At 55.7% G+C, this 26,163-nt stretch carries 23 protein-coding genes; 17 read left to right on the top strand and 6 right to left on the bottom strand.

Annotated features, from left to right (window positions below; genetic code table 11):
* Positions 1 to 138: 138 nt before the first annotated feature.
* The 14 genes from DU506_RS01430 (at position 139) to DU506_RS01365 (ending at position 16,769) form a co-directional block, all read left to right on the top strand.
* Positions 139 to 987: a DotI/IcmL/TraM family protein gene (locus DU506_RS01430; RefSeq protein ID WP_114485175.1), complete on the top strand. Its 849-nt coding sequence runs from the start codon at positions 139 to 141 to the stop codon at positions 985 to 987.
* The gene (locus DU506_RS01425; protein WP_114485174.1) at positions 987 to 2,066 is read left to right on the top strand and encodes a DotH/IcmK family type IV secretion protein; all 1,080 of its coding nucleotides are present in this window, start codon (positions 987 to 989) and stop codon (positions 2,064 to 2,066) included. The genes DU506_RS01430 and DU506_RS01425 overlap by 1 nt, the downstream gene beginning before the upstream one ends.
* Before the next feature lie 12 nt (positions 2,067 to 2,078).
* On the top strand, positions 2,079 to 3,392 hold the full coding sequence (locus DU506_RS01420; protein ID WP_114485173.1) for a hypothetical protein: 1,314 nt from the start codon (positions 2,079 to 2,081) through the stop codon (positions 3,390 to 3,392).
* Positions 3,393 to 3,483: 91 nt separating this feature from the next.
* Positions 3,484 to 4,035 carry a hypothetical protein gene (locus tag DU506_RS01415; RefSeq protein WP_147273722.1) on the top strand — a complete coding sequence of 184 codons (552 nt, stop codon included), beginning with the start codon at positions 3,484 to 3,486 and terminating at the stop codon, positions 4,033 to 4,035.
* Positions 4,036 to 4,177: 142 nt separating this feature from the next.
* Positions 4,178 to 4,567, top strand: a complete 390-nt coding sequence (locus DU506_RS01410; RefSeq protein ID WP_114485171.1) for a hypothetical protein — start codon at positions 4,178 to 4,180, stop codon at positions 4,565 to 4,567.
* A 74-nt stretch (positions 4,568 to 4,641) separates the two neighbouring features.
* A complete protein-coding gene (locus DU506_RS01405; protein WP_114485170.1) occupies positions 4,642 to 5,061 on the top strand; it encodes a hypothetical protein in 420 nt (139 codons plus the stop codon).
* 1 nt (position 5,062) lies between these two features.
* A complete protein-coding gene (locus tag DU506_RS01400) occupies positions 5,063 to 5,752 on the top strand; it encodes an HNH endonuclease (protein ID WP_114485169.1) in 690 nt (229 codons plus the stop codon).
* Positions 5,753 to 5,780: 28 nt separating this feature from the next.
* Positions 5,781 to 7,112 carry a hypothetical protein gene (locus tag DU506_RS01395; protein WP_114485168.1) on the top strand — a complete coding sequence of 444 codons (1,332 nt, stop codon included), beginning with the start codon at positions 5,781 to 5,783 and terminating at the stop codon, positions 7,110 to 7,112.
* Positions 7,109 to 10,117, top strand: a complete 3,009-nt coding sequence (locus DU506_RS01390) for a hypothetical protein (RefSeq protein ID WP_114485167.1) — start codon at positions 7,109 to 7,111, stop codon at positions 10,115 to 10,117. The genes DU506_RS01395 and DU506_RS01390 overlap by 4 nt, the downstream gene beginning before the upstream one ends.
* A gap of 121 nt (positions 10,118 to 10,238) precedes the next feature.
* Positions 10,239 to 11,597 carry a DotD/TraH family lipoprotein gene (locus tag DU506_RS01385; protein WP_181870660.1) on the top strand — a complete coding sequence of 453 codons (1,359 nt, stop codon included), beginning with the start codon at positions 10,239 to 10,241 and terminating at the stop codon, positions 11,595 to 11,597.
* Positions 11,594 to 12,586, top strand: a complete 993-nt coding sequence (locus DU506_RS01380) for a type IV secretory system conjugative DNA transfer family protein (RefSeq protein ID WP_114485165.1) — start codon at positions 11,594 to 11,596, stop codon at positions 12,584 to 12,586. The genes DU506_RS01385 and DU506_RS01380 overlap by 4 nt, the downstream gene beginning before the upstream one ends.
* A 9-nt stretch (positions 12,587 to 12,595) precedes the next feature.
* Positions 12,596 to 13,741 carry an ATPase, T2SS/T4P/T4SS family gene (locus tag DU506_RS01375; protein WP_114485164.1) on the top strand — a complete coding sequence of 382 codons (1,146 nt, stop codon included), beginning with the start codon at positions 12,596 to 12,598 and terminating at the stop codon, positions 13,739 to 13,741.
* Positions 13,738 to 14,310, top strand: a complete 573-nt coding sequence (locus tag DU506_RS01370) for a transglycosylase SLT domain-containing protein (protein ID WP_114485163.1) — start codon at positions 13,738 to 13,740, stop codon at positions 14,308 to 14,310. Before DU506_RS01375 ends, DU506_RS01370 begins: the two co-directional genes overlap by 4 nt.
* A gap of 11 nt (positions 14,311 to 14,321) precedes the next feature.
* Positions 14,322 to 16,769: a DNA topoisomerase 3 gene (locus DU506_RS01365; RefSeq protein WP_114485162.1), complete on the top strand. Its 2,448-nt coding sequence runs from the start codon at positions 14,322 to 14,324 to the stop codon at positions 16,767 to 16,769.
* A gap of 38 nt (positions 16,770 to 16,807) precedes the next feature.
* Here the strand turns inward: DU506_RS01365 and DU506_RS01360 are convergent, their stop codons facing one another.
* Together DU506_RS01360 and DU506_RS01355 are read right to left on the bottom strand one after the other, a co-directional pair.
* Positions 16,808 to 17,167 carry a hypothetical protein gene (locus tag DU506_RS01360; RefSeq protein WP_114485161.1) on the bottom strand — a complete coding sequence of 120 codons (360 nt, stop codon included), beginning with the start codon at positions 17,165 to 17,167 and terminating at the stop codon, positions 16,808 to 16,810.
* Positions 17,164 to 17,994, bottom strand: a complete 831-nt coding sequence (locus DU506_RS01355; RefSeq protein WP_114485160.1) for a hypothetical protein — start codon at positions 17,992 to 17,994, stop codon at positions 17,164 to 17,166. Before DU506_RS01355 ends, DU506_RS01360 begins: the two co-directional genes overlap by 4 nt.
* Before the next feature lie 425 nt (positions 17,995 to 18,419).
* On the opposite strand from DU506_RS01355, the gene DU506_RS01350 reads away from it, so the two are divergent.
* The gene (locus DU506_RS01350) at positions 18,420 to 19,382 is read left to right on the top strand and encodes a hypothetical protein (RefSeq protein WP_147273721.1); all 963 of its coding nucleotides are present in this window, start codon (positions 18,420 to 18,422) and stop codon (positions 19,380 to 19,382) included.
* Between the two features lie 94 nt (positions 19,383 to 19,476).
* Here DU506_RS01350 and DU506_RS01345 read toward each other — a convergent pair whose 3' ends face one another.
* The 3 genes from DU506_RS01345 to DU506_RS01335 form a co-directional block, all read right to left on the bottom strand.
* Positions 19,477 to 20,481 carry a hypothetical protein gene (locus DU506_RS01345; protein ID WP_147273720.1) on the bottom strand — a complete coding sequence of 335 codons (1,005 nt, stop codon included), beginning with the start codon at positions 20,479 to 20,481 and terminating at the stop codon, positions 19,477 to 19,479.
* A 43-nt stretch (positions 20,482 to 20,524) separates the two neighbouring features.
* Positions 20,525 to 21,565 (bottom strand): hypothetical protein, encoded by a 1,041-nt coding sequence (locus tag DU506_RS01340; RefSeq protein WP_114485157.1) that lies wholly within the window; start codon positions 21,563 to 21,565, stop codon positions 20,525 to 20,527.
* A gap of 155 nt (positions 21,566 to 21,720) precedes the next feature.
* Positions 21,721 to 22,149: a hypothetical protein gene (locus DU506_RS01335; protein WP_114485156.1), complete on the bottom strand. Its 429-nt coding sequence runs from the start codon at positions 22,147 to 22,149 to the stop codon at positions 21,721 to 21,723.
* 185 nt (positions 22,150 to 22,334) lie between these two features.
* Between DU506_RS01335 and DU506_RS01330 the strand changes: the two genes are divergently transcribed.
* The gene (locus tag DU506_RS01330) at positions 22,335 to 22,691 is read left to right on the top strand and encodes a hypothetical protein (protein WP_114485155.1); all 357 of its coding nucleotides are present in this window, start codon (positions 22,335 to 22,337) and stop codon (positions 22,689 to 22,691) included.
* Between the two features lie 16 nt (positions 22,692 to 22,707).
* Here the strand turns inward: DU506_RS01330 and DU506_RS01325 are convergent, their stop codons facing one another.
* On the bottom strand, positions 22,708 to 24,720 hold the full coding sequence (locus DU506_RS01325; RefSeq protein ID WP_114485154.1) for a primase/helicase family protein: 2,013 nt from the start codon (positions 24,718 to 24,720) through the stop codon (positions 22,708 to 22,710).
* A gap of 147 nt (positions 24,721 to 24,867) precedes the next feature.
* Between DU506_RS01325 and DU506_RS01320 the strand changes: the two genes are divergently transcribed.
* On the top strand, positions 24,868 to 26,094 hold the full coding sequence (locus DU506_RS01320) for a hypothetical protein (RefSeq protein WP_114485153.1): 1,227 nt from the start codon (positions 24,868 to 24,870) through the stop codon (positions 26,092 to 26,094).
* Positions 26,095 to 26,163: the final 69 nt, after the last annotated feature.

The raw sequence follows: 26,163 nt of genomic DNA, 5'->3' as shown, positions 1-26,163 counted from the left end.
ACAGGGAGAAAGCGGGCGAAAAAAAACGAAATTACCGTGAAATGCCTATTGGGGAGATCCCAGCCTGGGGCTAAAGCTGCGCCTACGGTTATCAAAATCAGGTATGCTATACAAAGCATCCGAAATGAGGCACTAGCAATGGCGCTAACCCTGTTCAAGCGCAAGTCCAAGGGCAGCAAAAATCCGGCTCCCGACCCAGAGAGCCAGCTAAGCGATTCGTCGGTATCCCAAGCCACAACAGGGCAGGGGGTGAATGCCGCGGAATCAAGCGCCTCAACCCAAGCCGATGGTGAGGCGAAAACGCGTGCGGAAGTAGAGCACCCTGAGGTGCTGCTTTCAGAAGCACTCTCGCAACGTGCCTACCTTCTTGAGAGTAGCAATCAGCTGCACCGGCGCGCCTTCCTTGCGCTACTGGGAACCAACCTGTTCACTGCGGCGGCGGCGTATGTCGGGATGACCCGGGAAATCCAGTACAAGTATTTCTATACAAGCGAAGACGGGAGCGTTTTTGAGGCCCAGCCGCTGAGCAATCCAGTACATTCTCAGGCAGTGGTCAGAAACTTCTTGTCGCAATCGATCAGTGAGTTGTTTTCCTTTCATTACCGCAATGTGGAAATGCATCTTCAGCGAAACGCACCGGACATCATGACCGACCAGGCATTTCGCGACCTTGTTGCCGAAATCGATCGTATGGGGCTCGTAAATCAAATGCGCCAGCGCCGGGAAGTGGTTGTGGGCACCGTGCCCGATGCGCCCGTGCTGGTGGCAAGCGGTGTTGAGAAGGGCGTCCGTACTTGGGAGTATGCCGCCAAAATCGTCCTGATGCTTGAAGGGGCCGAGACGTCCGGATCAGGTGGTTCAATGCGGCCGGCAACCCGACGACTGACAGGGCAGATGCGCGCCCAATTGATCCGTGTCGAACCCACAGAACATCCCCGACGGATATTAATAAACCGCATCCAGATTTTGGAAGGAGACATCCGCTGATGCTGCCAAGACGTTATGCTCGAAACTCTCTTGCCAGGGCGGTGGTCTGCTTGGCGTGCCTGGGGAGCTTTCATACCGCCCAAGCCAATGAAGGCAAACCCACTAATGCCGAATTGGATGCACGCCTGGTTCAAATGCTCCAAGTGGATCAGGAAACCATGGACTCCGTGAGGAGCCAGATGGGAGACCGCCTGGCTCCTGAGGAAATTCGTGCGTTACGACAACAGCTTTCTCTTGAGGAGGCCGCTCGCGAAAATCCCAATCCACCCACCATCGCCAACAAGGTGGTGACGGTAAAGCGCAGCGAGTCTCCTCAGATAGACATTATGGAGCGTTTCGACACGACCCTGGTGTTTTCAGATCGGGCCGGCAATCCTCTAAAAATTCTTTCCTGGCGGATATCCGACAGTGAGTCGGCGGAGCTTATCCCGCTGCATCAAACCGGAGGCGGTTCTCAGGGAAACCAACCAAACCTTGTGGGTGATTTGCCGCCGAGCCAGATGATCACTGAAGACACAGGCGCCGGCGGCGACGGCGGTGTAGCGGCCAGTGGCTCGGGACCCGTAACGGGATTAATTGTTTCTCCTCGCCGCTCAATGCGCTCAACAAATATCACGATCCGTGTTGAGGGCGAAACGTACCCAATCATCCTCACAATTCGCTCGCACCCCTCGACACAGACAGAGCGGGAACTGGCCTATTTGAATGAACTCCGCCTGGACTGGATCGTGAACATGCCGGATATCGAACGGGCGGCGGGTAAGTATGCCTACGGAGAGGCCCTGGAGGGCGCGATGCTGTCGCTTTTGCAAGGCATTCCCAGCCCTGAGTTGGAAGGACTCGAGCTGGATGGCCCTCTCTCCGACCAGATGTCCCTCTGGCGGGATGCCACCGATCGACACTCTAAAACCTATTACCTGCGCATGGCTGATCACATAGCACCGTGGAACATTTCAATTGCCGATCAAAGTCATGATCGCATGCGTGGATTCACGGTCATTCGACTCAATGGCGCCCCTCCCAAGAGCATGGGGTTCAGTGCCAATGGGCAATATACAAGCATCAGCGTTGCAGAGTAGGAGATTTCCATAATGTCAGAAGACAACACGATCATCAGCGCTGATCCGGATGATATGCCCCAGGCACCCCAAGCCAACATGGTCACGGGCAAGCAGCGAAAAAAACGATCTTTGAAAGGCGTTCTCATAGGGGTCGGGCTGCTACTGGGGGGGCTGTTTGTGGTATGGCGCATCCTGTTTGGTGATGGCAGTGAGCGCGCGCCTACATTGGGTGGCCAATCCATTCGTGGGGAGGCTCGAATAGAGGCGGAAGTCAGCGAAGGTGGAATTGGCGGCGGAATGCGACAAGAGCAGGCCGGGGTGCAGCGCGACATTGAGGAAGAGGAGCTCAAGCAAGAAAAAATCCAGGGCGGCCGCACCGTGATAAGCTTTAACGAATCTGTCCTCGATGAGGATGAAGGCAGCGAGCCTGCGGCTAAGAACAACACCTTCGGAACTATCGCCCCTGAGCCGACCCGCCCCCCGGAGCCGGTTCCTAGCAGGGTGGGTGGGCGCGAGCCATTGGTGCGTGAAACGGCAGGGCCTGTGCAACCGGCCGGTATGTCGATCGCCATTCAGGAAGAGATGGCGCGACAGACGACAACGGGCTGGAATGCCAATGTCATGTATGCCTCCGCAGACAGTACCAATGGCGGTTCAGCCCGCGGTGGGCAATCCATGCCTTTTACCCCAGGATTGGAAGAGCGTCTGTACGGAGCCAGAGGTAATGGCGGTGACGGCAATTCCGAGTCAGACGGGGCAGGGCGCTATGAGCTAGGCGAATTCGGTATGCCAGGCGAGGTGATTACCGCTTACCTGCAAAACCGGATCACGTCCGATCAGCCGAATGCCAGAGTAGTGGCTACGATACTCGAAGGACCGCTTGAGGGAGGCCGGGTGATTGGGCAAGCACGTTTTGAGGGTGAGCGACTCCTGATCACCTTCAATCGTGTGGTAACGCCCGACAATCAACTGATCGACAGCGTTTCGCTGCTTGCAGTAGACCCGCAGAGCCTTGAAACTTCGCTACAAACGGGTATCAATCGTCGCATATTGCAACGATATGGTGTCCCATTGCTTTACGGTATCGCCGCGATGGGGATAGACTATGCGGGCGTTAAAGACACGACGTCATACGTAGAAACCGATCTTGAAACCGGTGAAACGACAAGCAGGTCAATTCAGACTGACCCAACTTTTGGTGAATACGCATTTAGACAAAGCTCGGATTCGCTAAAGCGACCACTGGAAGATGCCGCAGGCAGAGCAGCAAATGTCCGCCCCCTGGCGTGGGCTGACCCCGGTGTTATCGGACTTATGCTCGATACACCGATCCCCTCGCAATAACAAACCCTCATAAGAAGGGATTGCGAGAAAGAAAAACGAAAAAAAACGAAAATATTGTTGTAGGCATGCAACAAGAACGAGGAAGATTATAGTGACAGCTCACAACTCGATGGGTCAGGTGCTTTCAGGCCAGGTTAAAGTGGTTTCTGAAGTGCTCCCACAAGGGGTCCGCGTTGTGTTTGGTGAGCGCGCTCCGGCCAATCTTTATTGGTGCGTGGGAAGCGACAAGCATGGCTTGCAGGTGGCACTGATTCCCTCCGGGCAGCTCGAAGAGAATCTAGCGGACCTTATAGCGCATCTCTGCCCCGGCCAGCCAGCGTCGGTAGTTAATGACCTGGCGTTTCGTTTGAATCGCCACGCAGCGGTTCGCGAGGGGGGCGTGGCAATGCTGGCCCTGCTGAATGCAACGCTCGTCGCTGAAGGGGTCGAGCTTAATGCATTGGATGACGCGGATCATCCCCAGCAAGTGATTGCCAACAGCATCCTTGATAACGCCGTATCTGCGGCACGTAACCTGCAAATGAGTCTGGTCCATGGCGCCAGCCTTCCGTGGCGGCAAAACTTCCAGGCAAGTATAGGCATGGAAGTGGCGATACCGGTCGTCATGCCCGAGCAAGACGAAATGAAGATCCTCATGGCCTGACATTGCTCGAAAAGTCCTACAAGAACCCGGCCCACATGTGGGCCGGGTTTTTTGTGCCCGCCCTTCACGTTTTCCCCCATCGCCCTCGTTCGATCGTTTACAATGATATGGAAGCATCCAATATCATGCGTAAGGCATCGGAATGTTAGCTAATTACCCGTTTGATCTCGCCATAAGCATAGTTACGAGTGTCGCGCTTACGATGCCAGCGGTGATTGATTTTCTCTCGTCAGCAGCAATCGTTGTGCAGGGAAATATCGGTAATAGTGCCATCCCTGGTTGGGCGCTGGTTTCAACCGACGATCCTGACCCGATGACGGAACTCGCCTTGAAATTCCTGCAATTGATGGGATTGATCGGCGTATTGAAGGGGTCTGTCGGTACGATGCGCTTCTTTTCGCCCGACCCGCATCCCAAAAAACCGCCAACGCTCGCTGGGCCATTGTTTCAGATTCTGTTTGGAATGCTGGCCATGGTGCCGCAGACCGTTATAGACATCGGGCAGGATGCACTTCAGCGAGTGGGCTGGTAAATCGGGTTAAACACCAATCGATAAGAACCTGGCCCTATAACGACGGGGCTTAATGAGAAGAAGGAGTATGAAAGATGGAAGAGATTTTATTATCATCAGCCCCAGCGCCGGCCGCTGGCGGAAAGACTATCTTTGGCTTCATGGACTTTCTGGTCAACCTCTTCGACGGGGGGATCGTGGTTGTCGGTGGCGGCCTCGCGCTGATCGGGGTGGTTGGCGTCGGCCTGGGGCTGCTGGATATTTACAACCACTTCAAGCCCGAAAATCGCGATAATCCCGGTGAAAAGAACCGTTTTGTGTCGGGTGCGGTTAAATTTGCCATCGGCGGTCTTTTGGCAAGCAGTGGCTACCAGGTGCTTGCCGAGAACACCTTTAAAGACGGTGCGACCAGCGAGACGATTACGACCAGCATTGTCGAGGAACAACCGGCAATTGCGGCCATCGATCCGCTTCAGGCCTTTGCGGACCAGCACGGCCTGGTAGTGACGGTCTGATATGTCGGCTCCCGAGCTTCTCCCGTTGCACCTGGATGTCATCCGTCCTTCGGAGGGAAGCCCGCCCTCCGAGCACGACCTCTATGACCTCATGAATGAGTTGTTTCTCAGGGACCACAACACATGCCGCTACTGCGGCATGTACAGCCCCTCAAAGGCATCGCTGGAGATTGATCATCTCGACGGGAATCACGGTAACTGGAATGTCGACAACCTGGTGACGGCCTGCCTGTGGTGCCATGGCTGTCATCACCTCGAATTTTCCCTGAATGCCGGCGCTAAACTCGTGCAGTGGGATTATCCCCAAGTCGCCATCTCGCGCATCACTCAGCAGATCATTATCAGCGGCAGTCTATTCGATAGTTTCAACCAAATGGTGGAGGCCGGCACCCGCCGTCGCGAGCAGAACTTCCCCGGGGGAGAGCTGGCTATCATCATCAACGATATTCCGCGGCTGGTCGCGCAAGGCAAGGCGGCCAAAGCGAAGGAATACCTGGAAATGATGGAGGCGGAAAATATCCGCCTGGCATTCCCCACCACCGAGTACCTCAGTGAAGTGCAAGCCATTCCCGGCGTCTCTCCCTCGGCGTGGCGTCATTTTCGGCGTTATTACATCGGCTATGTAAATAGCAATATCAGTGACGCCAATGTCCGTGCGATGGTTTTCAAGGCATGGAAAGAGATGTCCTGAATCATCCGCACACAAGGAGAAACAGGATATGAGCAGTGAAACCCGCTTTGGCCTGGCGTGGTTCTTCGATCTGAAGAATTGCGTGATCGTTGATCCCCTGCATCCATCGGGGCGCAACATCGCCCTGCCGAGCGACCTGTCGCCGGACATCATCTACCTGACCAATCTCTCCGCAAGAGATATCGACAGCCTGGATGTGCCGGACATCACGCGCAATCTACTGCTGGACGAATACACCTTCACGGTTAGGCCGTCCGCGGTGGCAATGGATTTGGGGTGGCAGACAGAAGCCATGAGCGGGGTAGCGCTTGATCCTGACGTTAAAAAAGCCATTCTCACCGCCGTCTGGCGGGGCTATCAGGTGGCATTTGAGCGAGCAGGCATCATCCCTGGCCTGCATCACAAGGCGCAAAAAGGCGCATTTCTTCAGGAGCTTTGCGAAAAAACGCTGCCCGGTGAATTTCGTCAGCCAGCCTGGCCGGACATACCACAGGTCAAGCTGAAAACCGCCATCAATGCGTGGGTCAATGTGCAGCGCCCCCCCTCGGCCGACAGCCACATTATCCGCACCCTGTCGGTCGATCGCCACGCCTTCTACAGAACCTTCCTTGCCCACCCGTTGCCGGTGGGTCTCTGGGAAGGCGGCGATCCGGGCGCAACCCAGGAAATGATGCTTGGTCACCTGTCAGATGACAGGGGAATATTGGTGAGAGGGGCGTTCACACCTGTTACCAACACCAGCTTCCCCAGCTCCTGCTTCACGGCCCAGTCTCGCGAACACTTCATTGCCTATGAGGTGCTGAGCCTCGAAGAAGAGAACGCCAAGATCCAAGTGGCAGACTGGTGGTCGGGAGAGTTGAAGTGCGCGCCGGACATGCTCGCCGATATTGAAGAGATCAGTCTCGGAGACGCACTGCTTCTGGAAATGGTGCATCGAAGCTGGCGACACAATCCGGCGACAGGCTACTGGATGGCATGTACCGAACGTCTCGCTCTTCATGGTATTGCCGAGTCGATTCATTCGCCACTCATCCCCGTACTTGGGTACGGCTCAGGCAGGCTAACCATCGCAACACCGCGAGATAGCCAGAAAATGGCCGAACAGGACAAGGCACTGGAAAGCATCGCTGGGGATCTCATGCTCCAGGTGCCCCTCGATCTTACTTGGCAAGGCGATAACCTGGCAGGTCGCCTGCCGTTGCTCAGCGCTATCCAGCGGGTGGCAATCTGCGGCCATAGCTATCTCTATGCCATTGACCAAGCCATCGATCAGGTCGACCAAACAGCGATTGATTCGGTGCTCTCTCAAGCAGAAACCTCCCTTACCCAGCGTATTGAAAGCGAAAAGGTCTCCTCGTGATCGTAATTGAAAAAGCGCTTAGCACTCTCGGGCTGATTAAATCCGGGACACGCTTATCTCCTGTGCACGCGGGTTATAACGAACTTCTTTTCGACTCAAGCGGCGGTGCCATTACCATTTACCGCATCTATGGTGCGTTACGACGCTTTGAGGGTAAGCAGCGGGAACGCAAGCTTCAGGATCTGGAGCGTTACCTGGGAACATGGAACTCGCGTAGCGGCTATTACATGACGTTCATTCATGAGCACAGTGCTGATGGGCTGCAAGAACAGATAAAAAGCTCACATGATCCTATGCGCGCAACGATGCGCCGTATCAAGATGCCATCGGCTGAGCATATGCTCAACAGCCGGGAAGAGATGCTTGATGGCAAGCTGCACTACGAGAACTTGTACCTGGTTCTGCATACAACGACTGCGGTTTTGCCAGCGAAGGAACGTGACCCCAAGAAAGCCAAGAAGTGGGGGTTTCCAGTAGGGCAGGGAGGTAATCACTTCACCAAGCTTCATGACATGCACGCCATGTATGAGACCCAGATGGAAGGCGCGCTGGATCAACTAAGTATTCAGTATTACAAGCTCAATGCTAGGGATGGCGCCTCGCTAATCGGGTCAATGTGGAAGCGCCGCAAAATAAGGCCTGAAGGTATTCGCCTGGTAGGCGATCACATCACAGCGTTTGCCGAGTCGGTGGCTTACCGTAAAACCAGCACGGGCTACGCGCCAATCTTCAATTTGCAGGACATGGCGTACCCTTCGCTCTCTGAACAGTTATTTGACGACAAAATCTATTTTCCCGCCGAACGGGATGATTTTTGCCAGATTGGTGGCAATTACCAAGCCTCCTTGAAAATGGTGCAGGCTCCTGGTGGGGGGTCGGTGAAGCCTTATAACGATCTGCGTAAACGCTTGAGCGCGGATACCAACTATCGACTCTCCATTCAGCTTGCAAGCGGTAGTAATGCCACCGCCACATTGGCTGTGAAGCGCATAATGGCGCTCATGCTGGCAGCCACCAATACGCAGAATCTCGAAATTGCCAAGTCGATCGAGGAGCTGGACGGACTCCAGGAAAATGGGGTTTCTGTGTCCGGGGTCCGGATCATGTGCGCCACCTGGGCGCGTGATACGCAGACCCTTGAGCGCAATGTGGATAAATTGCACGGCGCCTTTCAATTCTGGGGTGGACAAAGCGGCGGCGGGGCTCGATTGGTAAGCATTACCGACAATCCTGAAGAGGGCGTGGCAGCGACCTTGCCCGGTGCCATCATGAAAGGCCCCATGACGTTCATGCCTATCGGGATTATTTCCGAAATTCTGCCCATTGAAATGACCACGAGTCCCTGGGCGCAAGGGCTGATCATGCGAAGCGGTGCGGACCAGGCCTACCCGCTTGATCCCGGTGACAATGCCCTGCTCGATTTTCATGTCTATGTGCTGATTGGCGGCACCGGCAAGGGCAAGTCCGTGACCATGACCGAGCTTATCAAGGCATGCCTGTTTCGAGGCGGTCTCGAAGGACTACCGCATGTGCGCTATCTGGATGTGGGCTACACCTCCAAAGCCTTGTTTACCTATTTACGCTACATGCTGCCAGAGGCCCGGCGTCATGAGATCGTCCACTACACCATCCAGAACACACCAGCCTACGCTCTTAATTTATTCGATACGCCCCTGGGAATGCGCGAGCCACCGCCCCAGGAACTGAGCTTCATGGCCGATACCGTGGGCAGCTTTTTAAGCGGTGGGGCGGGTGCGGGCATGGCGAACTCCATCCTCAGAAAGCTGGGTTCGCTTGTCGTCAAAGAAGCCTATCGCCTGTTCTCAGATACTGGCCGCATGGCCAGGACGTACTACCACCCAGACAAATATCCCGAACTGGTCGAGGCGATCAAGCATCATGGCATCGAGGTGATCAGTGGAAAAACGCTCTGGTATCACATTGGCGACGCCCTCTTTGATGTCGGTGAAATCCGCATGGCGAGCATCGCACAGCGGCATGCCTCCCCGACACTGCCGGATCTGCTGGGCGTGATTTCGTCCTCGACCAGTATTCAAGAGGCATTTAAGGATCAGGAAGTGGAGGGGACAGGCATCCTCAACTATGCCGTTACCACCCTCCAGAGCATGATAGAAAGTTTCCCGGCCCTCTCTGGGGCGACCCAGCTTGATATCGAGACCGCGAAAATGATTGGTATCGATATGCAGGATGTCGCCAACTCCAGCGAAGAAACCAATCTTTTCTACATGATATTGCAGAATGTACTTTCGCGTGGATTCATGACCGATCCAGACGAAATCTCGCGGCTCAATATGCCGGACCAGTACCGGGAATACCATCGCAAGCGTATCCGTGAATTACGCAGTGCCGATAAGTTATTTGCCTTCGATGAGCTGCATCGTCTGTCTGTGGGCCTGGACAACTCAGCGCCGCCCCCAAGGGCCATGATGCTGCTGATGCGATGGATAAAAGAGGTTCGTAAGTACGGTATCCGCCTGTTGCTATCTACGCAGTCCATGGACCACATGCCGCCTGAAATCAAAGGAGAGGGCATGTGGTCGCTGTTCTTCTGCATGGGGGTAGACGCGATTCCCGCACAGGAAAAGCTCGTGGAGTTATTCGATATATCCGAATACGGGCAGCATGTGCTAACCCAGCTCAATGGGCCTATTCCCGGCAAGGGCGCCCCCTGCCTGTTTTTGGCCAACACCAAGTTCGGCATGATCGAGCAGGATCTGTATATCGTCACATCGGCGTTTGAGCTCTGGGCCGCACCTACCAAGGCAAGCAACCTGGAATTGATGCAAGAGGCCATCAGCAAGATCGGCGATCCCATCTTGACGGCCAGGGCACTGACCAACATGTTCCCTAAGGGGTCTGCAGAAAGTGAGTTGCGCCGACTGATGGATCAGGAAGACAAAACCACGAATCAGGCAAAAGCCATTATCGTGAATAGGGTCATTGAAAAGGCGGAGAACTTGCGTTTGTCACAGCCTGACGAATAGACGTATTAAGAGGTGACAAACATCTCCTGCTCAATCGCTTCTATATTTCTGGTATTATGAGTATAGCTTCCGATTAATTCAGGACTGACCTATGCACAACATCCAGAGAGACAAACGGGCCATGAAGACGATTTCAGCATCTGCGCTGTTAATTCCTTTCGCATTTGCGCTGTCTGGATGCGGCTTTCAGCAGGTGCAAGCGCAAAGCACAACGCCGATTCCGCAGAGTCTTTTGCAAGCGGCAGAGCGTGCCAGCCAGAGCAGCATGATCATGGCGGATATCATGGCACGCGCTCACGGCCAAAGTGTGGATCAGGTAAAGCTTGATCTGCCCGATTCAAATATCCCCGAATTTCTGCTTACCCGCGTGCGGCTTGATTACAACGGTCCCATGGCGCAGGTTTTGGAACGGGTTAGCCATGATATTGGCTATCGCGTGGTGGAATATAACAAGACGCCTTCCGGTCCCAGCTGGCAACCATGGATTCGCCTGAACGGTGACAAGCCCTTGGTACAGCACTTCCGCGAGATGAACGCCCAGACCCCTTGGCATCTGGTTTTGGATCATCGTAGCCAGCGCCTAGTGGTTGATTACGACGCCGATGGCAGCATGGCATCGCAGATTCGTGAAGCTCAAGAGTCGCTGGCGAAAGAGCCCCCGGTTAGCCAGCGGCGCAATATGCCTGACACAAGCCGAATGGCAGAGGATGCCAACCGCCAAGTCTCCCAGCAGGTGATTCCTTCGCCCATTGCGCCATCGGTGCAGGCAGCTCCCTTGCCAGCGACCCAAGCAGCTCCTTCCGTTCAAGCCACGCAATCTACCCTTAATCCGGTCCCCGAGGCGGGCACCGGCTACTGGTATGCAGGCATTGGCGGTTACCAGACCAGTGATCGCGCCAAGGCCATGCAAGACTGGCTTGGGGCTCATGATTATTATTCGCTGCTCTTGGAGAGAACACGCGACATCGAGGTGCAGGTACCGAGCCGAGACCATGCCCAAGTTCTGGACATCACCTCCGTCCTCAAAGATAAGGGCGTGCCATCCGAGGTGCGCTATATGAGCGTGGTTGAACGTAATGCAGCAAGACCGGCTAAAGCAACGGCCGCACCCCGCAGTGCGCCCCGACCAATCATCCAAACCTCGCAGCCTGCCCAGAGCGCGATAACCAACGCTGCCGCCAGTCAAAAGGTGGTATCGAGCAACACAGACTCCTCCAAGGCGAACTTTGACAGCCGTATGCAGGCGGATATGTGGTACGTCCAGGTTGCCTACCTCAACAAACAAAGCTCCATTGATCGAGTGCTTGAGGAGGTTTCTAGCAACGGCTATGCCATCAGCGACTATTCGCTGGGTAACAACTCCGGGAAAGCCTTGCGAGTAGGCCCTTACGATAGCCGCGAGCAAGCCATCGGCGATCTTGGCAAGCTGCGCAGCGCCGGTTATCCCGACGCTTATCCGGTCAAGGGGGATCGTGCATGATTCGTGCGCGCCACGCACTGGGAATTCTGGCGGCGGCGATCATGGTGGCCGGCTGCGCTGCCCCTTCCAAGCCTCAGTATGCCCAGCCGGACGGTTCTATCCCGATCGTGCCAGAGGATTCCGCTTTCCTCACCCATGACATGCATATCGATGAATTGCCGTCCGAGCTTCGAAACTACAGCGCTGAGCGAGACAGCATCGCCTCGGGTACGGAAAATCTGGAGCGTAAGGTGGTGCGTGACGCCGGTAGGCGGCTCGGTGCCACCGCCGGTTATAACCACCAGGCAGAGCGCCTCTACCAAGAAATCGAGGGCTACAGCCAATACCTCGAGAGCATCTTCGATTTCCAGGCATTACTCTTGCCCGATGGCGTCGTCCCGCCGGTGATTGCCCAGACCGATCAGGTGATTTCTTATGACGGCGGGCGCAGCAAAACCGTCCGCGCACGCGTCTATAAGGCGTTAAAGGAGGCACGATTTGCCAATCCGCGGGCGCCGAGTTGGCGTAATTATCTAAACCTCAATCAGACGGGCACTGAGTACCCTCTGCCTGAACTGCAGCAGGCCATCAACAAGTACAAGACGACCTGGGAACAGGCTGTCCATGACGGCTGGGAGCGTGGTCACCACCAGGCGCAGCAGGGCTTTGAAATCGCGATCAACGAGCTGGAGCGCGATTACCTGGGCATGCATCTTTTCCACATGCTCTGGCTCGCCGAAATGGTGGAGCCCCCTCGGATCGTTGACGCTACTCAGAATATCGATGGGGGCGGCAGGGGCCGGGATGAAATGTCGCTGGGCGTTCGCCGGATCGTGATCAGCGAAGAGGCTTACTTCATCGATGACAGCAGTCGCTGGAATGCGCTGATTGCCGAAGCCAGTGAAAAGCTTAGCGGCATAAAGTCAGGCCTCAGCGATGTAACAGCGCGCAAAGACAACCTCTCGCAAGTGCCCTCTGCATTCCTGGACAACAACCTACGCCGTCCCTAGAGGTCTCCCATGGATACAGCAACGCCCGAAGCCGTGCTGCCGGCCTCGTTACGGATACTTAGCCGTGAGGCCTTCGATAGGGTGCTTGATAGCCTGGAGACGGTCAGCGATTACTACTTCGCAACCAACGAACCCATTCGAGCCAACGTTCAAAACCGGAATAGGACGGTATTGCCCCGGCTGCTGGACGAAACCGAATTGCGCCAGATTGTCTATATCCTGGGGGATGAAGCCTCGGGACTTTACGACACCATCATGAGTGATCCCCATCCTCGCGACAGGTCCTACACCACCTGGACGACGAAGACGCGCTATCGTGTCTTGATCGTGCGTACCGCGGGTCACCGGCAAAGTCGTATTCGCATCGTCATGCGACGTCTTGAAAAAGAACCCTGGGAATTGAGCAAGCTACGTTTGCCCGAGGGTCTTCTGGATGCCACGATGAACGACAAGCCAGGCCTTGTGATGGTGCTGGGCGCCACGGGTTCGGGCAAGACTTCCCTTTTATCCGGCCTTCTTAGAGCCATCGTAAGTAACCCCGATGGCGACAGCCATCTGGTTACCATCGAGGATCCAGTGGAATATCTGTTCAATGACGTGGCCACCGAACGCGCCGTGGTTTCCCCCATCGAAATCGGTGAAGGCTGTCGAACCTTCGAGGATGGCTTGCGGGCGTCTTTGCGGATGCATCCGACGCATATTCTTGTCGGGGAAATACGCGATGCCGAGACGGCCGCGACGTGCATTGCAGCCGCTCGATCGGGGCATAAGGTCTTTGCCACGATGCATACCTCCTCGATTTCAGAAATGTTCTCTCGCTGGTCAGACTTCTTCCCCGAATCGGCGAAACGCCGTGCGATAAGCGATCTGACCACCGTTGTTGACTATGCCGTCTATCAGACGCTTGAGCGCAACGAAAAGGCCTTCGGGCCGGTCCAGGAATCTCTCGATTTCAGTCTGTTCGACCGCAACAAATTGGTGGGCCATCTCGAGAAGAATGTTCATGACATCTTTAACACCGTCCATGATCTGGTCGCCGAAGCGGGCATTCTCCATGAGGAGGATTGGGCCATCCTCAATCCCATCAAGGCCGAACAGCAGCGCCTGGCCAGCCAGGAATCACTGAGTGTTGAAACCGAGGCCGTCGCCCAATGAGAAGCTTGAAAGTGTGTCTGGTCGCGCTGGGTGTTGCCGCGATGCCGGTATCAGCCATGGCAAGTATCCACGATTTCCAGTGCCTCACCGCTGACATGACGGGCGACGAAAACGCTCGTCAGCTATACATCGCCGCCACCTCGGAGGCTGCCAGAACCTTTAATATTGCCCCGGCCATCATGGTGGCAATTAAGCGAACCGAGAGCGGGCGTGGGCTTAACCCATTGGTAACAAACAGAAATAATAACGGAACCACGGATCGTGGCTACTACCAGGTCAATGCAGAGGTGTGGCTTCCGGAATTACGCCGTATTGGCCTCCCTATCGCCAATGCGGATCTTCATGGCGTTAGGGCCAATGCCTTGATAGCTGCTTGGGTCTATAAGCGACAGTTGGCTCGGGTGAAAGATCCGCTTGAAGCGGTGGGTTACTACCACAAAGGCGGCGGAACCGGCCCTGGGTCCGAAAGAATCCGAAAAGTGTACAAGGACAAGTTCATCGGCCACCTGCGAGCCATGGTGAGCCGTTGCGGTATGGGTACCGGTAAACAGTCACTGGTTAGCCGATAGGAGGGGCCACATTGAAGCTGATCATTGCCGAGAAACCCAAGATGGCAAAAGCCATCGCTCGCGCTATCGGTGCAAGCCCAGATCCCAAGGTGCGCGGCGCTTATGAAGGTGGCGACTATCGCATCGTTTCCTGCGAAGGTCATATCCTCGAGCAGCTAAGCCCCCAGGGATACGATGAACGCTACAAGCGCTGGCGAATCGAGGATCTTCCCATCCATCCTGAGCAATGGAAGCTCAAGCTGATCGAGAACAAGGGCCGCTACCTGACGATGATCCGCAACGGGATGAAAAATTCCGATGTTGTGGTGTCAGCAGCCGATCCGGATGCCGAAGGTCAGTTACTGGTGGATGAGGTCCTCCACCACCTGAATTGGAAAGGCGTCACTCTACGGGTTCTGATCAATGATCTCAATCCCAAGCCCATCCTCAAGGCTCTCGACAATCTCGAGGATAACAACAGCGACAAGTTCCAGGGCCTCTACAGGCGTGCATTGAGCCGCTCCCGCGGCGACTGGCTGCTGGGCATGAACCTCACGCGCTTCTACACCGTCATGGGCAGGGAGTTTGGGCTCGACCAGGTGTTGAGTGCGGGTCGCGTTCAAAGCGCCGTGCTGGGCATGGTGGTGCGCCGCGATCTCGAGATTGAGAACTTTAAGCCCCATGACTACTACGCCATCAATGGACGCTTTGGTCATGAAAAAGGGGCCTTTACCGCCAAATGGAATCCTGTCGAAGGGCAGTCGGGCCTTGACGATAGTGGGCGCCTGATCGATCCGGACATTGCCCAAGGACTCACCGAGATTGCTCCTGAAGCGGCTGAAATCGTGGAGCATGAAGTCAAGCGGCAACAGCAGAATGCGCCCAAGCCCTTTTCCATGTCCGACCTGCAAAAAGAAGCCTCCCGCAAGTTCGGCATGACCATGGCCCAGGTGCTGGAAATTGCACAGGCGCTATACGATAAGCATGAGCTGATAACTTACCCGCGTAGTGACACCGGTTACTTACCCGAAGGGCATCACGAGGAAGGCCCCGTCGTACTCGCGGCCATTCGCAACAACCTTGGCAGCCAGGCCGTTTATTGCGATAACGCTGATCCCTCAATCAAGTCCCAGGCATTTAACGACGCCAAGGTTAAGGCCCACCACGGCATCATACCGACCGCCAAGAATTCCCAGCAGGCCATCCTGGCGCTCAATGCGCAGGAAAAACGCATTTACGAGATGATCTGCCGGCGCTACGCGGCCCAGTTCTTCCCGCCTGCGGAATTCAACGCCACTCGGTTGTTGGCAAAGACGCTGGAGACCCAGCAACTGTTTAAGGCCACCGGCAAGCAGTGGCTTGCCCAAGGCTGGCGGGTCACGCTGGACACGAAGGCCGCCGACGAAGACGCTGAAAGCGAAGAAGAGAGCGAGGCGACAGGTGAACTGCCGCCGATGCAAAAAGGCGATGCGCTGACGCTTGAAGAAGTCGTGTCTCAGTGCAAACAGACCAATCCTCCGAAACACTTTACGGATGGCAGCCTGCTGGATGCCATGACCAGCATCCACCGATTTGTGGAAGACCCGAAGATAAGGGCGATGCTCAAGGAAGGGGATGGTATTGGTACCGAGGCCACGCGAGCGAATATTTTGGAGAAATTGGTCAAGCACGGCCTGATTGTGCGCGAGAAAAAACTGATCAAGTCCACGATGGCCGGCCAGGCTCACTATCATCTGATGCCCCAGGCGATGACCACTCCCGACATGGCAGGGCTCTTTGAAAGCCGGACCCGGCAGATTGAAGACGGCGAGACGACCCTTGAGAGCTTTCTCGAGAGCGTCGATGGCTTCATCCGTGAACAACTGAGCCTTAAAGAAGACTGGGGAAGACGGGCTCGCGAACTGGGGCTTGAGCCACCGAAGAAGACACCAGGGCCACCCTGTCGGCATTGCGAGTCGGAGCTCACCAAGGTCAAATCCAAGCTCACCAAGAAGTTCTTGATGCTGTGTAAGGCCTGCAACTCTCTCTTTGAACATGACTCCGGCTTGCCAGGCTTTTGTGTCAAAGGGCCGCTTAAAGAGCAGGACATGGCGGCCAAACAAGCTCGGCGTCAGGAGCGGATGAAGGATGCACCGCCCTGTCCAGAATGCCAGGCGCCCATCCTGCGGTTCAAGTCGACCAAGACCCAGAAGCATTTCTGGCGTTGCACGGGTTGCGAGTCGTTCTATACCGATTTAGCCGGCAAGCTTGGGCCAGCTTTCGTTGTACGCGGAGAGAAAGTCGAACCTAAAGCGGACGGACCACCGTGCCCAGAGTGCGAAAGCAACATGAGCCGGCAGATAACCAAGAAGAAAAAACCGTTCTTCCTCTGCAGGGAATGCGACACCATGTGCTGGAGCGATGAGGGAGAATTAGGGAAGGTATTCAAACGAAGAGGCGAGATGGTTAACACGGCAAGCAAAACCAAAACATCGGACTGAACGATCAGGCTGGGGGTTGCCACCGCCCAGCCTGAGCCTCACATCCGAGAGTGACGGCTGCCGGGGCGCCCTTGTGACATGAACGAGCGACGTACAAAGCGATTCCACCAAGGCACCAGGCCGGGATAGGTGTCGAGCCTCTTGTTGCGAATTGCATAGATGACCCAGAGAGAGGCCTCAAAGCAAAGGCCTAAAAGCCCAATCATCAAGACACTTTTCAGAAACGGGATCATGGCCAGGAAAGGAATAGGCAGAAAGATCATGCCCATCCAATAAGGCTCAAAGATTATAAAGCGAAGGGGCCGCTGATGCCCATTGAGCCGAACCACATGGCGCGCCAGGGCATCCCCCCGCAACTGGCGCAGATCGGTTTTGTTTGTCTGTTTTTTCTCGCTCATGTTTTGGATGCAGCCGATTGAATCCAGGGAAGACCCTTGGTGTGTTTCTTGGCCACTTCTGTTTCATGGGTCTCTTGAGTGGCAGACCCCTCGATGACAGTAGTACGCGGCTCGGAAAGTGCCGGCGGATAATCCTTGGCGGAACGGCGCGCACCGGGCAGCGGACTTGCTCGGGCAATTTCAGCGAGCGTGTAGAGATCATCGGTCCCCTGAGCGCTGTAACGGCGTTCCCCACTTTTCGTATGATAGACCGTGACGTCTCGGCCAAGGACTTGCGGAATGGTGGCCAGGCGGGCATCCGAGATGAATTCGAACAGGTCATCGTCATTCAGCTCCATGATCAGCTCACTCACCCGCTGTGAGGCCTGATCGGGGGCAGTGGTGCCGGTGACCCAGTTACCAAGCACCGATTGACTCTTGTCAAAGACCTGGCAGATGAAATAGTCCACCTCATGCTGTTTTTCATATCCATGGCTGGCGAGCACCTTCTGGATACGCTCTGTGACCTTGGCAAAGCTGAACTGGGTCGATTTCAGCCATTCGGGGTGCTCTGTGTAAGCCCTCAATAGGTTGCATACGTTAGTGTTGCGAATGCGCTCATGGGGGTTCTTGTGAACTTTGTACCACTCCTGCACGGACGGAAACCCGAGAAGGTTCGACATTTCAAGTGCGCGAAGCTGGAAGCGCTCCATGAACTGTTCGATATGAATGGGGTAGACCACATAGAGGTCCTTATCGTGAGTCAGGTCCGTGACCGGCACATCGTTGGATGCCTGCTGGTCCGAAAATGGCTCAATGGCATGCGGTTTCTGTGCATCGGTTGTCATGAAATGCCTCCAACCCTGAGGGGGTAAATGAATATCTATACACTATATGGCATGATACCAGAATAGCTTAATTTCGACCTTTGTCGGCCACTTCATTTTCTGGATAATAAGGATTATTACCCAGGAAAATAATGTCCTCCACCGCCGCAAGGTTACATATTGTGGTCGCAATTAGGCAGCGATACGCATCCCAAGTAATTTTATGTTGCGAAAGGTAGACTGCGAAAGGGGAAGTTAGGTATGGTATCTACACTACACAACAATTAAATTTGAAGAAGACGTAAAGTGTGCCAGACTTATCAAGAACTCGTAACGTCAGGCGGGCACGGCAGTAGGCCTCCCGACAGGGGTAGCAGGAACAGAGGGTAATGGGCAGTTTACCTAGCGGCACAACTTCTTTCCCGAAACAGGCATCGGATATGGACATGACGATTGCCAATCGAATACAGGCGTCAAACCAGACGCGGGAACAGAGAGACAAGACCATGGAATCGGATAAGACAAAAACTGAATATCGCACTCATACGCTTGCGTATGCTGAATTCCCGCAGAGCGAGGAAGATCGAGAGCGGGACTACGATCCGGACACCCATACCTGGCAATTGGGTCCCGTGTCGACCATGCCGCGCTCTGTACGTGATTACGCGGAGGCGAGAGGCAAGAAGATGCCGGAGGGCCTGTATCTCTTTTTCGGGAACAGCGCGCGCTATCATGTCGAACAGGAAATGGAATACCTGTACGCCAAGCCTGAGCCCGCCACGGGATATGACCTGCGCTTCAATATCACGCTACCTCGCAAGGGGTTGCAGCGGACAAGCGCACGCTCGCTGATCTGGAAATCCCCGGATGACATCAACGCCATGTACCTGGGTGTGGGGCGCACGTCCAAGTCCACCAACGATCTACTTCGCATGTACACCGGCGACCGGTATTGCATCGATCGTCTCAAGGTTGAGCCCTGGCGTATCAATGAATACACCCAGATACTGGAAATGCAGTATGGGCCATTGAAGGCCGTCGTTTTCGATGCCATGACAGCGACAGGGAATAGCGTTCCGCTCATGCGGGTGTTCAACCCCTCGATCATTGAAAGCATGGGGCCGCTGGGCGTCTATAGCTCACTGCACGATCCGAACCCACCCAAGCTTGCGTTACCTTCTCGGGACTGGAAAGGATGGGCGCCGACAGCCAAGATCAAAAGCGAAGACAGGGATCTGGTGCGGCAGTTCATCGCTTTGCCGGAAAAGGATCACGAACCCCGCCATGACATGCTCAAGGCGCGCACCAAACAGATGGTGCAGGAAGGCCGCATTAAACCGAACCCCGAAATGGATGATGTTGTGGAGGACCGTTTAAAGTCTGAGCGTCATCTCACGACCGAGGCTTAATAGGTGCGCCTGGCAACTCGTTATTGCCATATTGCAATTAAAAAACCCCTCCAACCCATGCAGGTAGGAGGGGTTTTTTAATGGTTGGGATAGATCACTCGGGCTCGGGTATGTCATAGCCCATGAGATCGGCATAATCCTCAAGAATAAAAGCCAACGCATCACCCTGGCTGCCCAACCCGTGCTCACTCTTGATTTGCATCACGAAATCCTTCAAGTAGGCGGGTACAGACAACTGTGACCTGACGTTTCGGCGTTCATGACGATACTGAATCAGAGCTCTGCGCAGGAACTGATAGCCCCCATCAGACATCCAGTCGTCCAGGAATTTTTGCAGCCCCTCCTGCAGTACCGCGTCTTGCTTGTCCTTGTCAGCTTTTTGAAGCTTTATATCAAGCGCCTCAACGGACTTCAGCATATTGCGCCATACCTCAAAATCGATCAGGTCACGCTCGGCTTCCTGCTCAGGATCCAATCCCTTTTTCAAACCGATCGCTTGGTAGGCCTTGGAACCTGAGGAAACCCGCCGAGCGAATACGAGTCGCTGTGCACCGGAGAGGCGACGCTGAAGCACATCGAAAAGGTCTCTGGAATACGTCAAGAGCAGTGCAGTGCCTGTCTCGGTCTTGGTTTCACGCTCTGGCGCGCCTTCCGTCACCCCGGCTTTGAGCAGCGCTTCCCTGGCCAGATGATTGAGCGCACCGCGCATACGAACGATGCCTTTGCCGGGGCCGACCCAGCGGTCTAACCACTGAACCACGCCTTGGTAACCCTTGGCATAATACCCCTTCTCGACGTAGCTTCGTGCCATCTGCTGGAACTCCTTGTGGGCAGCTGACACAAGGCTGTTCAACTGCGCTTTGCTCGGCGTCTCACCCTTGAACATTTCTTTAGCTCCCGGAGACCCAGGAGTCACCGCTTCGAACCAGACCTTATCCGCGTTCGTAGAGCTCTCGCCCAGCCGATCGCACAGGTAGCGATACCCTTCCTCCATGTCGGCAAGGACCAAGCGGTAGCGGCTTGCTTGTGTCGGGGAGAGCTTAACTGCGTACTTTTGCTCGAAGTAGTCCTGGACGGGCTTCATATTAAGTTTTGCCATGATAATGATCTCTAAATTGTTCGGATATTGGGAACAGGGTCATCTAGCGTAAGGGCGCACGCCAGTCGTCTTCGTCCCAGGAAGCATCCAGGTCGCCATCCGCGATCCGCTGCTTAAGGTCAGTCTCGGAAAACGCCACCAGGGGAAAGCCATACCGTTTGCCGGCGGGCTGTGTATGGCGGATCAACCCCGGCGCCCCCTTGGGGGCTCGTGTATTGGGGGAGGTGGTGTACTCAGGGTCTTTGCCCTCCACGCTGGCGTAGCGCATCTGGTGCATGCGGCGGCGCTCGTCGCGGCGCAGCAGATCGTCTTCCGTTGAAGGGGAAAGCATGGATCCTCTGCCCAAGGACTGAATGCCACTTTCCAAACGGCAATCTGAGGCATCCGACAGCAAGACGTTGGCCGTTGGCGTTTTTCCATTTGCTGTTAGCGTGCGCGCATCGTCATCGATGCGGGATGCCCAGTCGGCCCGAATCAAGCTGTCAGCCTGACGGGCGTACCACAGCTCATCCAGATCGCTGATCCATTCGGTCCCTTTGGTGTTGTGATTCCAGTGCAAGGGGTTATCAAAGGCTTTCACCACGATGTACTTGGCTTCGGCGGGCGCCGTTACCCAGAACCAGAACGGGTACTGGACGTTGCTACGCCGAGAGACGTTTTGATTCAGCGCCGTCTCGAATCGATTGAAGAAAATCGACATGGGCTTCAGTGGCCCATCCTCATCATCCATATAGTAATAGGCTAGGCCGAAGGTATCGTAAGGCAGCACATTGCCCGCGATAGGACGATCCTGAATATGCGCCGGTGCAGATTCACTGTATTCGGGCAGGGTGATGCCATAGGGCAGGAAATCAAGCCCTACGGTTCGCAGGAAATGATCCCGGTACCAGGTGGTATCGCTGTTAGCCGTCGAACGCAGGCGCAAGCCATCCGGGGCATAGTCAGTGGTGACGTGCTGATACAGGCATGAAAGAACCACGGGACGGTCGGTCTCGGTGTACTGCTCTTCAAAATCGGTGCCGCATCCGGCCAGAAGTGTAGCAGCCAGAGCGCAAGGAGCCAGGGTAGAAAGCCGGATGGTCATGAGGTTGTCTCCAATCAATATATACCCCAATCCTACCGCATCGCATATAGATCACCAAAATATATGAGACTTCAACGACTGATATAAAAAGACCCGGCGGAACCAGGTCTAGGGAAGCGCTTGGACAATCAGGTGCCGCAGGAGACGATTGCTGGTCAGCTGGGCGTGTTGTTGGAACGCTTCGGGGGGGTGTCATTACTCGGCGTACCCGGCGCGGTGGCAGCCTCCGTTGCCGCCGAGGGCGCAACACTGGTGGGGGAGTCTTGGGAGACGTCGGCGTCGGCACTGGCCAGGGAATCAGGATCGATGCCAAGCTCCTCCATTAGGGCACGCTCGAGCGCCTCAGGATCATTTGCGGCCGGTCCTTGGACAGGCTGTTCGTTCTCGACCGCGGCCCGCAGCAGATAGGCCGGTAGGCGGTAGGGATCAAACACCATGAAAGGCAGGTTGATGAAAGGTCCGTCCGGCGCATCGGTTTCACCCGCCCCGTCCGGGCCTGAGCCTGGATAGTAGCCCTTGATGGGACTGAAAGAACTTGACGCAGCCACTATTTCGTTAAAACTGGGAATGTCGCGGGAAGCCATGCGCGCTCCTGATTGTACGGGGCGAAATGTAAAAAATGATTGCAAAGCCCCTGTCGTTGAAAATAACGGTTTTTTCTCACGAATCCGGGCCGTAGAATGTCAACATAGTTTCGCCCGAATTGATGACGGGTATTGTTTTAAGTATACCACCTGTAAGCGCGGCCTATTTTAAGCAGGAAACACTGATGAAAACCAACGTCTATGCCATCACACCAGAAGCCAAGGAACTCAACGTCGCCGTGTGCAGCATAAGGCGCAACACCGACAGGGAAAGCATCGAGCTGCCTATTCGTTTCGCCCATGCAAAGGGCTGGCAGGTAAGGCCCGAAAGCAATGGCCCCATTTCCTTGCTGACGCCCGGGGCCATCAATCTCGCTATCCGTACAGGGATTGGCAGTCTCAACGATCAATTGGGCGGCATGGCCTTTTTCTGCCTGTCCTTGTCGGCAAAAGCTTGCTGCACTGATTGCCGATCGCCTAAGAAAGAACTTTGCATGGCTTACCAGCAGATACCGGCAGAGGAAATCAGCTCGCAGGGTTAGATGTCGCTGCATAGCGTCACATGGCGCCAGGAGCAATTGCAGATTGGCGTTGACCAGCGTGGGCAGGAGCTTGCGCTGCTGTCACTTTGTCATGAGCGCCCACGCTATCCCAGCCTTTACCGGCCGAGAGGATAGCCCCGTCATTCTGGCGAATTCGAATGTCGAAATCTTCCCCGATACGCTTGAGGCTATTGATCACCGCCGGTGTCGCGAGGTGAATTTCCCAAGCCTTGCTGTCTCGATCGAATTTGCGCGCCATGGGCGGTAAATCCTCTTTAATCCGCTCCACCAGGCGGGAATTAAACGGTACAACGACCCGAACGCGGTCAGCGCCACAGGAATCGAAATAACCAAATCCCTTGGCATCCAATGCCCGTCTCGCCTCTGAGAGCGTGCCCCCGGCCCATTTGATGGGCATATCCTTCATGCTAGTCAGCACCTCGTGAGAAAGGGGTAGGCGCCACACCTTTTGCTCACCATCAAAGCTTGCATCCAGTTTTTTGAGTGCTTCCTTGTGATCCCGCAGGTTATACGGGAGCTTGATTGATACTTCCGGCCACCCATCACGTTCCAGAATGCAGGCCTCTGCAACCGAATTCTCCGCCTTAGCTTTATCGGGAGCAGGGGGTGTCGGGTTTGGTGCAGCGGGTGTCGATGCGCGTTCCGGAAGGCGCAACGCAGCCCTCTCAAATAGGGCAATCAACTCGTGCACACGTGCCGGCGTTGCCACGCAGATCGGAACCAGTGAGGCTTGCTCCGGGTCGGGCAAAAAAGCCATCCGAGCCTCACCTAACGCTGCCAGGCGGGCCACCATGTGCTGAAGTCCGCCCTGAGTCTTTGCGGTAAAGCGCCACGCCTTGCTGTCTTTGTCCCAGCGCCCGCGAGCCTCCTTGAACGCTGCGATCAAGGTCTTATCGAATTCGCTATGCACAAGTAAGCTGATTTCGGCATCGTCGGCCATGGGGTCGCGCTGCACCACCATCGGCGGGCCGACAAAGGCCTCGGCGTCGTCAAGGGCCCCTGCGTTGGCAAGCGCCAGCAGATGCTCCTTGGCCTGCCGGGCTGCCTCAAGGCTGCTGTCGCTAAGCGCCTCCTCAAGTCCGCCATGCAGCAGGCTCATCACCAGCGTTTGAGCATGCACGTCACAGGCCTCGATGCCATTTCCTTGTTTCAAGTCAGCATGACAGCCCATCGCCCGCGCCAGGCGCAGGTATTGCTCAAACCCTGGAATATCGGCACCCGACTGAATGGACAGACTGATGCGCTTGCCGCCAAAACTCGCGGGGTCATCGGTAAACGTGAGGGTATTGATCGGCGCCCGGTTGCTCTGATGGACGCCATGCCGCACACCCAGGATATCCAGGGCCTTTTCCAGCTCATCATCAAAAACCGGCCGGTGTTGACTCATGAAGTCGGTGCGAACAGCGTGCGCTCCCTTGGCCTGGTAGACATCGGACCAGTCCTTTTCCTCGGAAGGCACCGTCCAGGGGTAGCCCGAGCGCATGGCGGCAGCGCGACCGGCCTTGTCATTGTCAGCGGCAACGATGACCTCGACGGGACTGCCAATAAAGTTGGTCGCGGTATGCACCGCCCTGGCGACCTTGCCAATTGATGGCTCACCCACACAACAGGCGACCGGCAGACCAGTGGCTTCGTGCAGCCGAAACCCATCGGCAAGCCCGGCGCACACGATGATGGCATGCGAAAGCCGGGGCATGTCCTTAATATCAAAACCGATCGGGGTAAAGCCGGAAGTGCTCGATCCGGGCGTCAGAAACTTATCAGCCTGTTTGTGGGACGGGCTTCTCTGTACCTTCTCATCCAGAATGCGCTCGAACCCGAGTGAGGCCCCGAGCGGGTCGACAAGCTCTCTGAAGATGAAGTCTCCCGTATGGGAATCGACTGCGTTGTTATCGTCATCAAATATCAGGATCTTGTCACGCTTGATGAACACCCGAGAGGTGCAGTATTCCTGCAGATCCGCGAGCGCAATGGCCTTCTTGTCGAGGTAGGGCGTTGATTGAGTCACGGGTACTCCAGGAATAAATGGGCATACCTCTCTAATAGGGGTCAAGTCACGAAGTTGGGTGAAATCGAGATGCCGGGCTCGAATTTGCGATACTGGACGCAACACACCGGATAAATTGCGAAAGGGATACCTTCAAGGAGAAGACACATGGGACGGCAGCCAGAACTGAATCTTTCACGGGAGCGCATCAAGAAGATGTATCTCGACCTTGGCCCGAGCATGCTGCGTGAGGATGCGCACAAAGCCGTGGCACATGCCAAGCGTCAGAAGGAAAAGCGCCAAAAGAACCGGGGCATGCAAGGCGGGAATGACGCACCGTTTGAAATGTGGCGCCTGTTCCCGGGCAACAAGTCACTGGATATGCAGCACCTGGTGCTGAAGTACCAGCCGGAAACCGCCGCAGAGGTCGACGCCTTGGGGGATTATCTCTGGCGCAACAACCTGATTCACATGCTGGTGGCGCATGACTACGCCGGCGACCCTGATCGACTGGCGAGCGCCGATCAGCTGTATGCATCGGCGTCCGACGCCGCGGAAATGTACGTGCGCTTTATGCAGGGCCTGCATTACCTGTGGCGGCGGTGCAGCGGCGCCCGTTACGCGGCGGACGAAGCCGGATCCCGAGGATTGTCGCTGCCGTTCTTCCTGGATTTACTGAGCTATGGCTGTGCCGACGTTCTGCTTGAACCGCGCATGCGCTTCAATGGCGAGCGTGGCTGGGTGGCGCTGGCCGTGGTGCATGACGCGGCAAGTCACTGGCAGGCGGCAGTGATGGACAACGACACCCTGTTTCGCCGGGCAATTCCCGGGGATGACATGCACACCGCCCGTCGTGAGTACGCTGAAATCTGCTATGAGCTCTTGGACAGTAAGGGTGAGGTAGCCCTGTGGGAAACCCTGGGCGATGCCTTTGCTGATCTTCAGCCGCTTCTGGGGCGGGACCGGTACGGCCACCAGGAGCGATTACACGATATCCGCATTCACGTCATGGCTCAGCGCGCCCTCTATGTCGAGATGATCGACCCTGCAGAGCGTTATTCCCTTTTCCGCACTCGCTGGGCAAAACCGGAGCCGGGTGTCATACACCGCCCGCTCCGTCACCGGCTTTTCCTGCTGGACGATAACGACCGGCCAGGCGAGGAGGTGGGCTTCTATGTGGCCGAGGACTTACCGCTTGCAGAACGGGTCAGCGAGGTGGCCATTGCCCGAATGATGGCGAACAGCCCCGGTGGCACCGAATGCTACGGCACTCTGCCTAAAGGAATTCGCGGTTATAGCGCGCCCCTTAACGGCCACAGGCTCGCAGGCCCTCGCTCTGGCCGCACCCAGGCTGACAGCGTGGCGCGCACCTTATGTGAAGATCCAGAAATTTGATTTCGCCCAGGCTGATTTTTTGACCCCTATTTAATGGGTATCCGCGAAATACGGGACTCAAGAATAGGG

The organism is Vreelandella rituensis (assembly GCF_003336665.1).
Taxonomy (GTDB): Bacteria; Pseudomonadota; Gammaproteobacteria; order Pseudomonadales; family Halomonadaceae; genus Vreelandella; species Vreelandella rituensis.
The sequence above is the reverse complement of the archived record's forward strand: the minus strand, read 5'-3'. Positions and strand labels throughout refer to the sequence as shown.

Bases quoted from the DNA above. Each gene is read 5' to 3' on its own strand.
- DU506_RS01430 (WP_114485175.1), top strand. From the start codon at position 139: ATGGCGCTAACCCTGTTCAAGCGCAAGTCCAAGGGCAGCAAAAATCCG.
- DU506_RS01425 (WP_114485174.1), top strand. From the start codon at position 987: ATGCTGCCAAGACGTTATGCTCGAAACTCTCTTGCCAGGGCGGTGGTC.
- DU506_RS01420 (WP_114485173.1), top strand. From the start codon at position 2,079: ATGTCAGAAGACAACACGATCATCAGCGCTGATCCGGATGATATGCCC.
- DU506_RS01410 (WP_114485171.1), top strand. From the start codon at position 4,178: ATGTTAGCTAATTACCCGTTTGATCTCGCCATAAGCATAGTTACGAGT.
- DU506_RS01405 (WP_114485170.1), top strand. From the start codon at position 4,642: ATGGAAGAGATTTTATTATCATCAGCCCCAGCGCCGGCCGCTGGCGGA.
- DU506_RS01400 (WP_114485169.1), top strand. From the start codon at position 5,063: ATGTCGGCTCCCGAGCTTCTCCCGTTGCACCTGGATGTCATCCGTCCT.
- DU506_RS01395 (WP_114485168.1), top strand. From the start codon at position 5,781: ATGAGCAGTGAAACCCGCTTTGGCCTGGCGTGGTTCTTCGATCTGAAG.
- DU506_RS01385 (WP_181870660.1), top strand. From the start codon at position 10,239: ATGAAGACGATTTCAGCATCTGCGCTGTTAATTCCTTTCGCATTTGCG.
- DU506_RS01380 (WP_114485165.1), top strand. From the start codon at position 11,594: ATGATTCGTGCGCGCCACGCACTGGGAATTCTGGCGGCGGCGATCATG.
- DU506_RS01375 (WP_114485164.1), top strand. From the start codon at position 12,596: ATGGATACAGCAACGCCCGAAGCCGTGCTGCCGGCCTCGTTACGGATA.
- DU506_RS01370 (WP_114485163.1), top strand. From the start codon at position 13,738: ATGAGAAGCTTGAAAGTGTGTCTGGTCGCGCTGGGTGTTGCCGCGATG.
- DU506_RS01360 (WP_114485161.1), bottom strand. From the start codon at position 17,167: ATGAGCGAGAAAAAACAGACAAACAAAACCGATCTGCGCCAGTTGCGG.
- DU506_RS01355 (WP_114485160.1), bottom strand. From the start codon at position 17,994: ATGACAACCGATGCACAGAAACCGCATGCCATTGAGCCATTTTCGGAC.
- DU506_RS01350 (WP_147273721.1), top strand. From the start codon at position 18,420: ATGACGATTGCCAATCGAATACAGGCGTCAAACCAGACGCGGGAACAG.
- DU506_RS01345 (WP_147273720.1), bottom strand. From the start codon at position 20,481: ATGGCAAAACTTAATATGAAGCCCGTCCAGGACTACTTCGAGCAAAAG.
- DU506_RS01340 (WP_114485157.1), bottom strand. From the start codon at position 21,565: ATGACCATCCGGCTTTCTACCCTGGCTCCTTGCGCTCTGGCTGCTACA.
- DU506_RS01335 (WP_114485156.1), bottom strand. From the start codon at position 22,149: ATGGCTTCCCGCGACATTCCCAGTTTTAACGAAATAGTGGCTGCGTCA.
- DU506_RS01330 (WP_114485155.1), top strand. From the start codon at position 22,335: ATGAAAACCAACGTCTATGCCATCACACCAGAAGCCAAGGAACTCAAC.
- DU506_RS01320 (WP_114485153.1), top strand. From the start codon at position 24,868: ATGGGACGGCAGCCAGAACTGAATCTTTCACGGGAGCGCATCAAGAAG.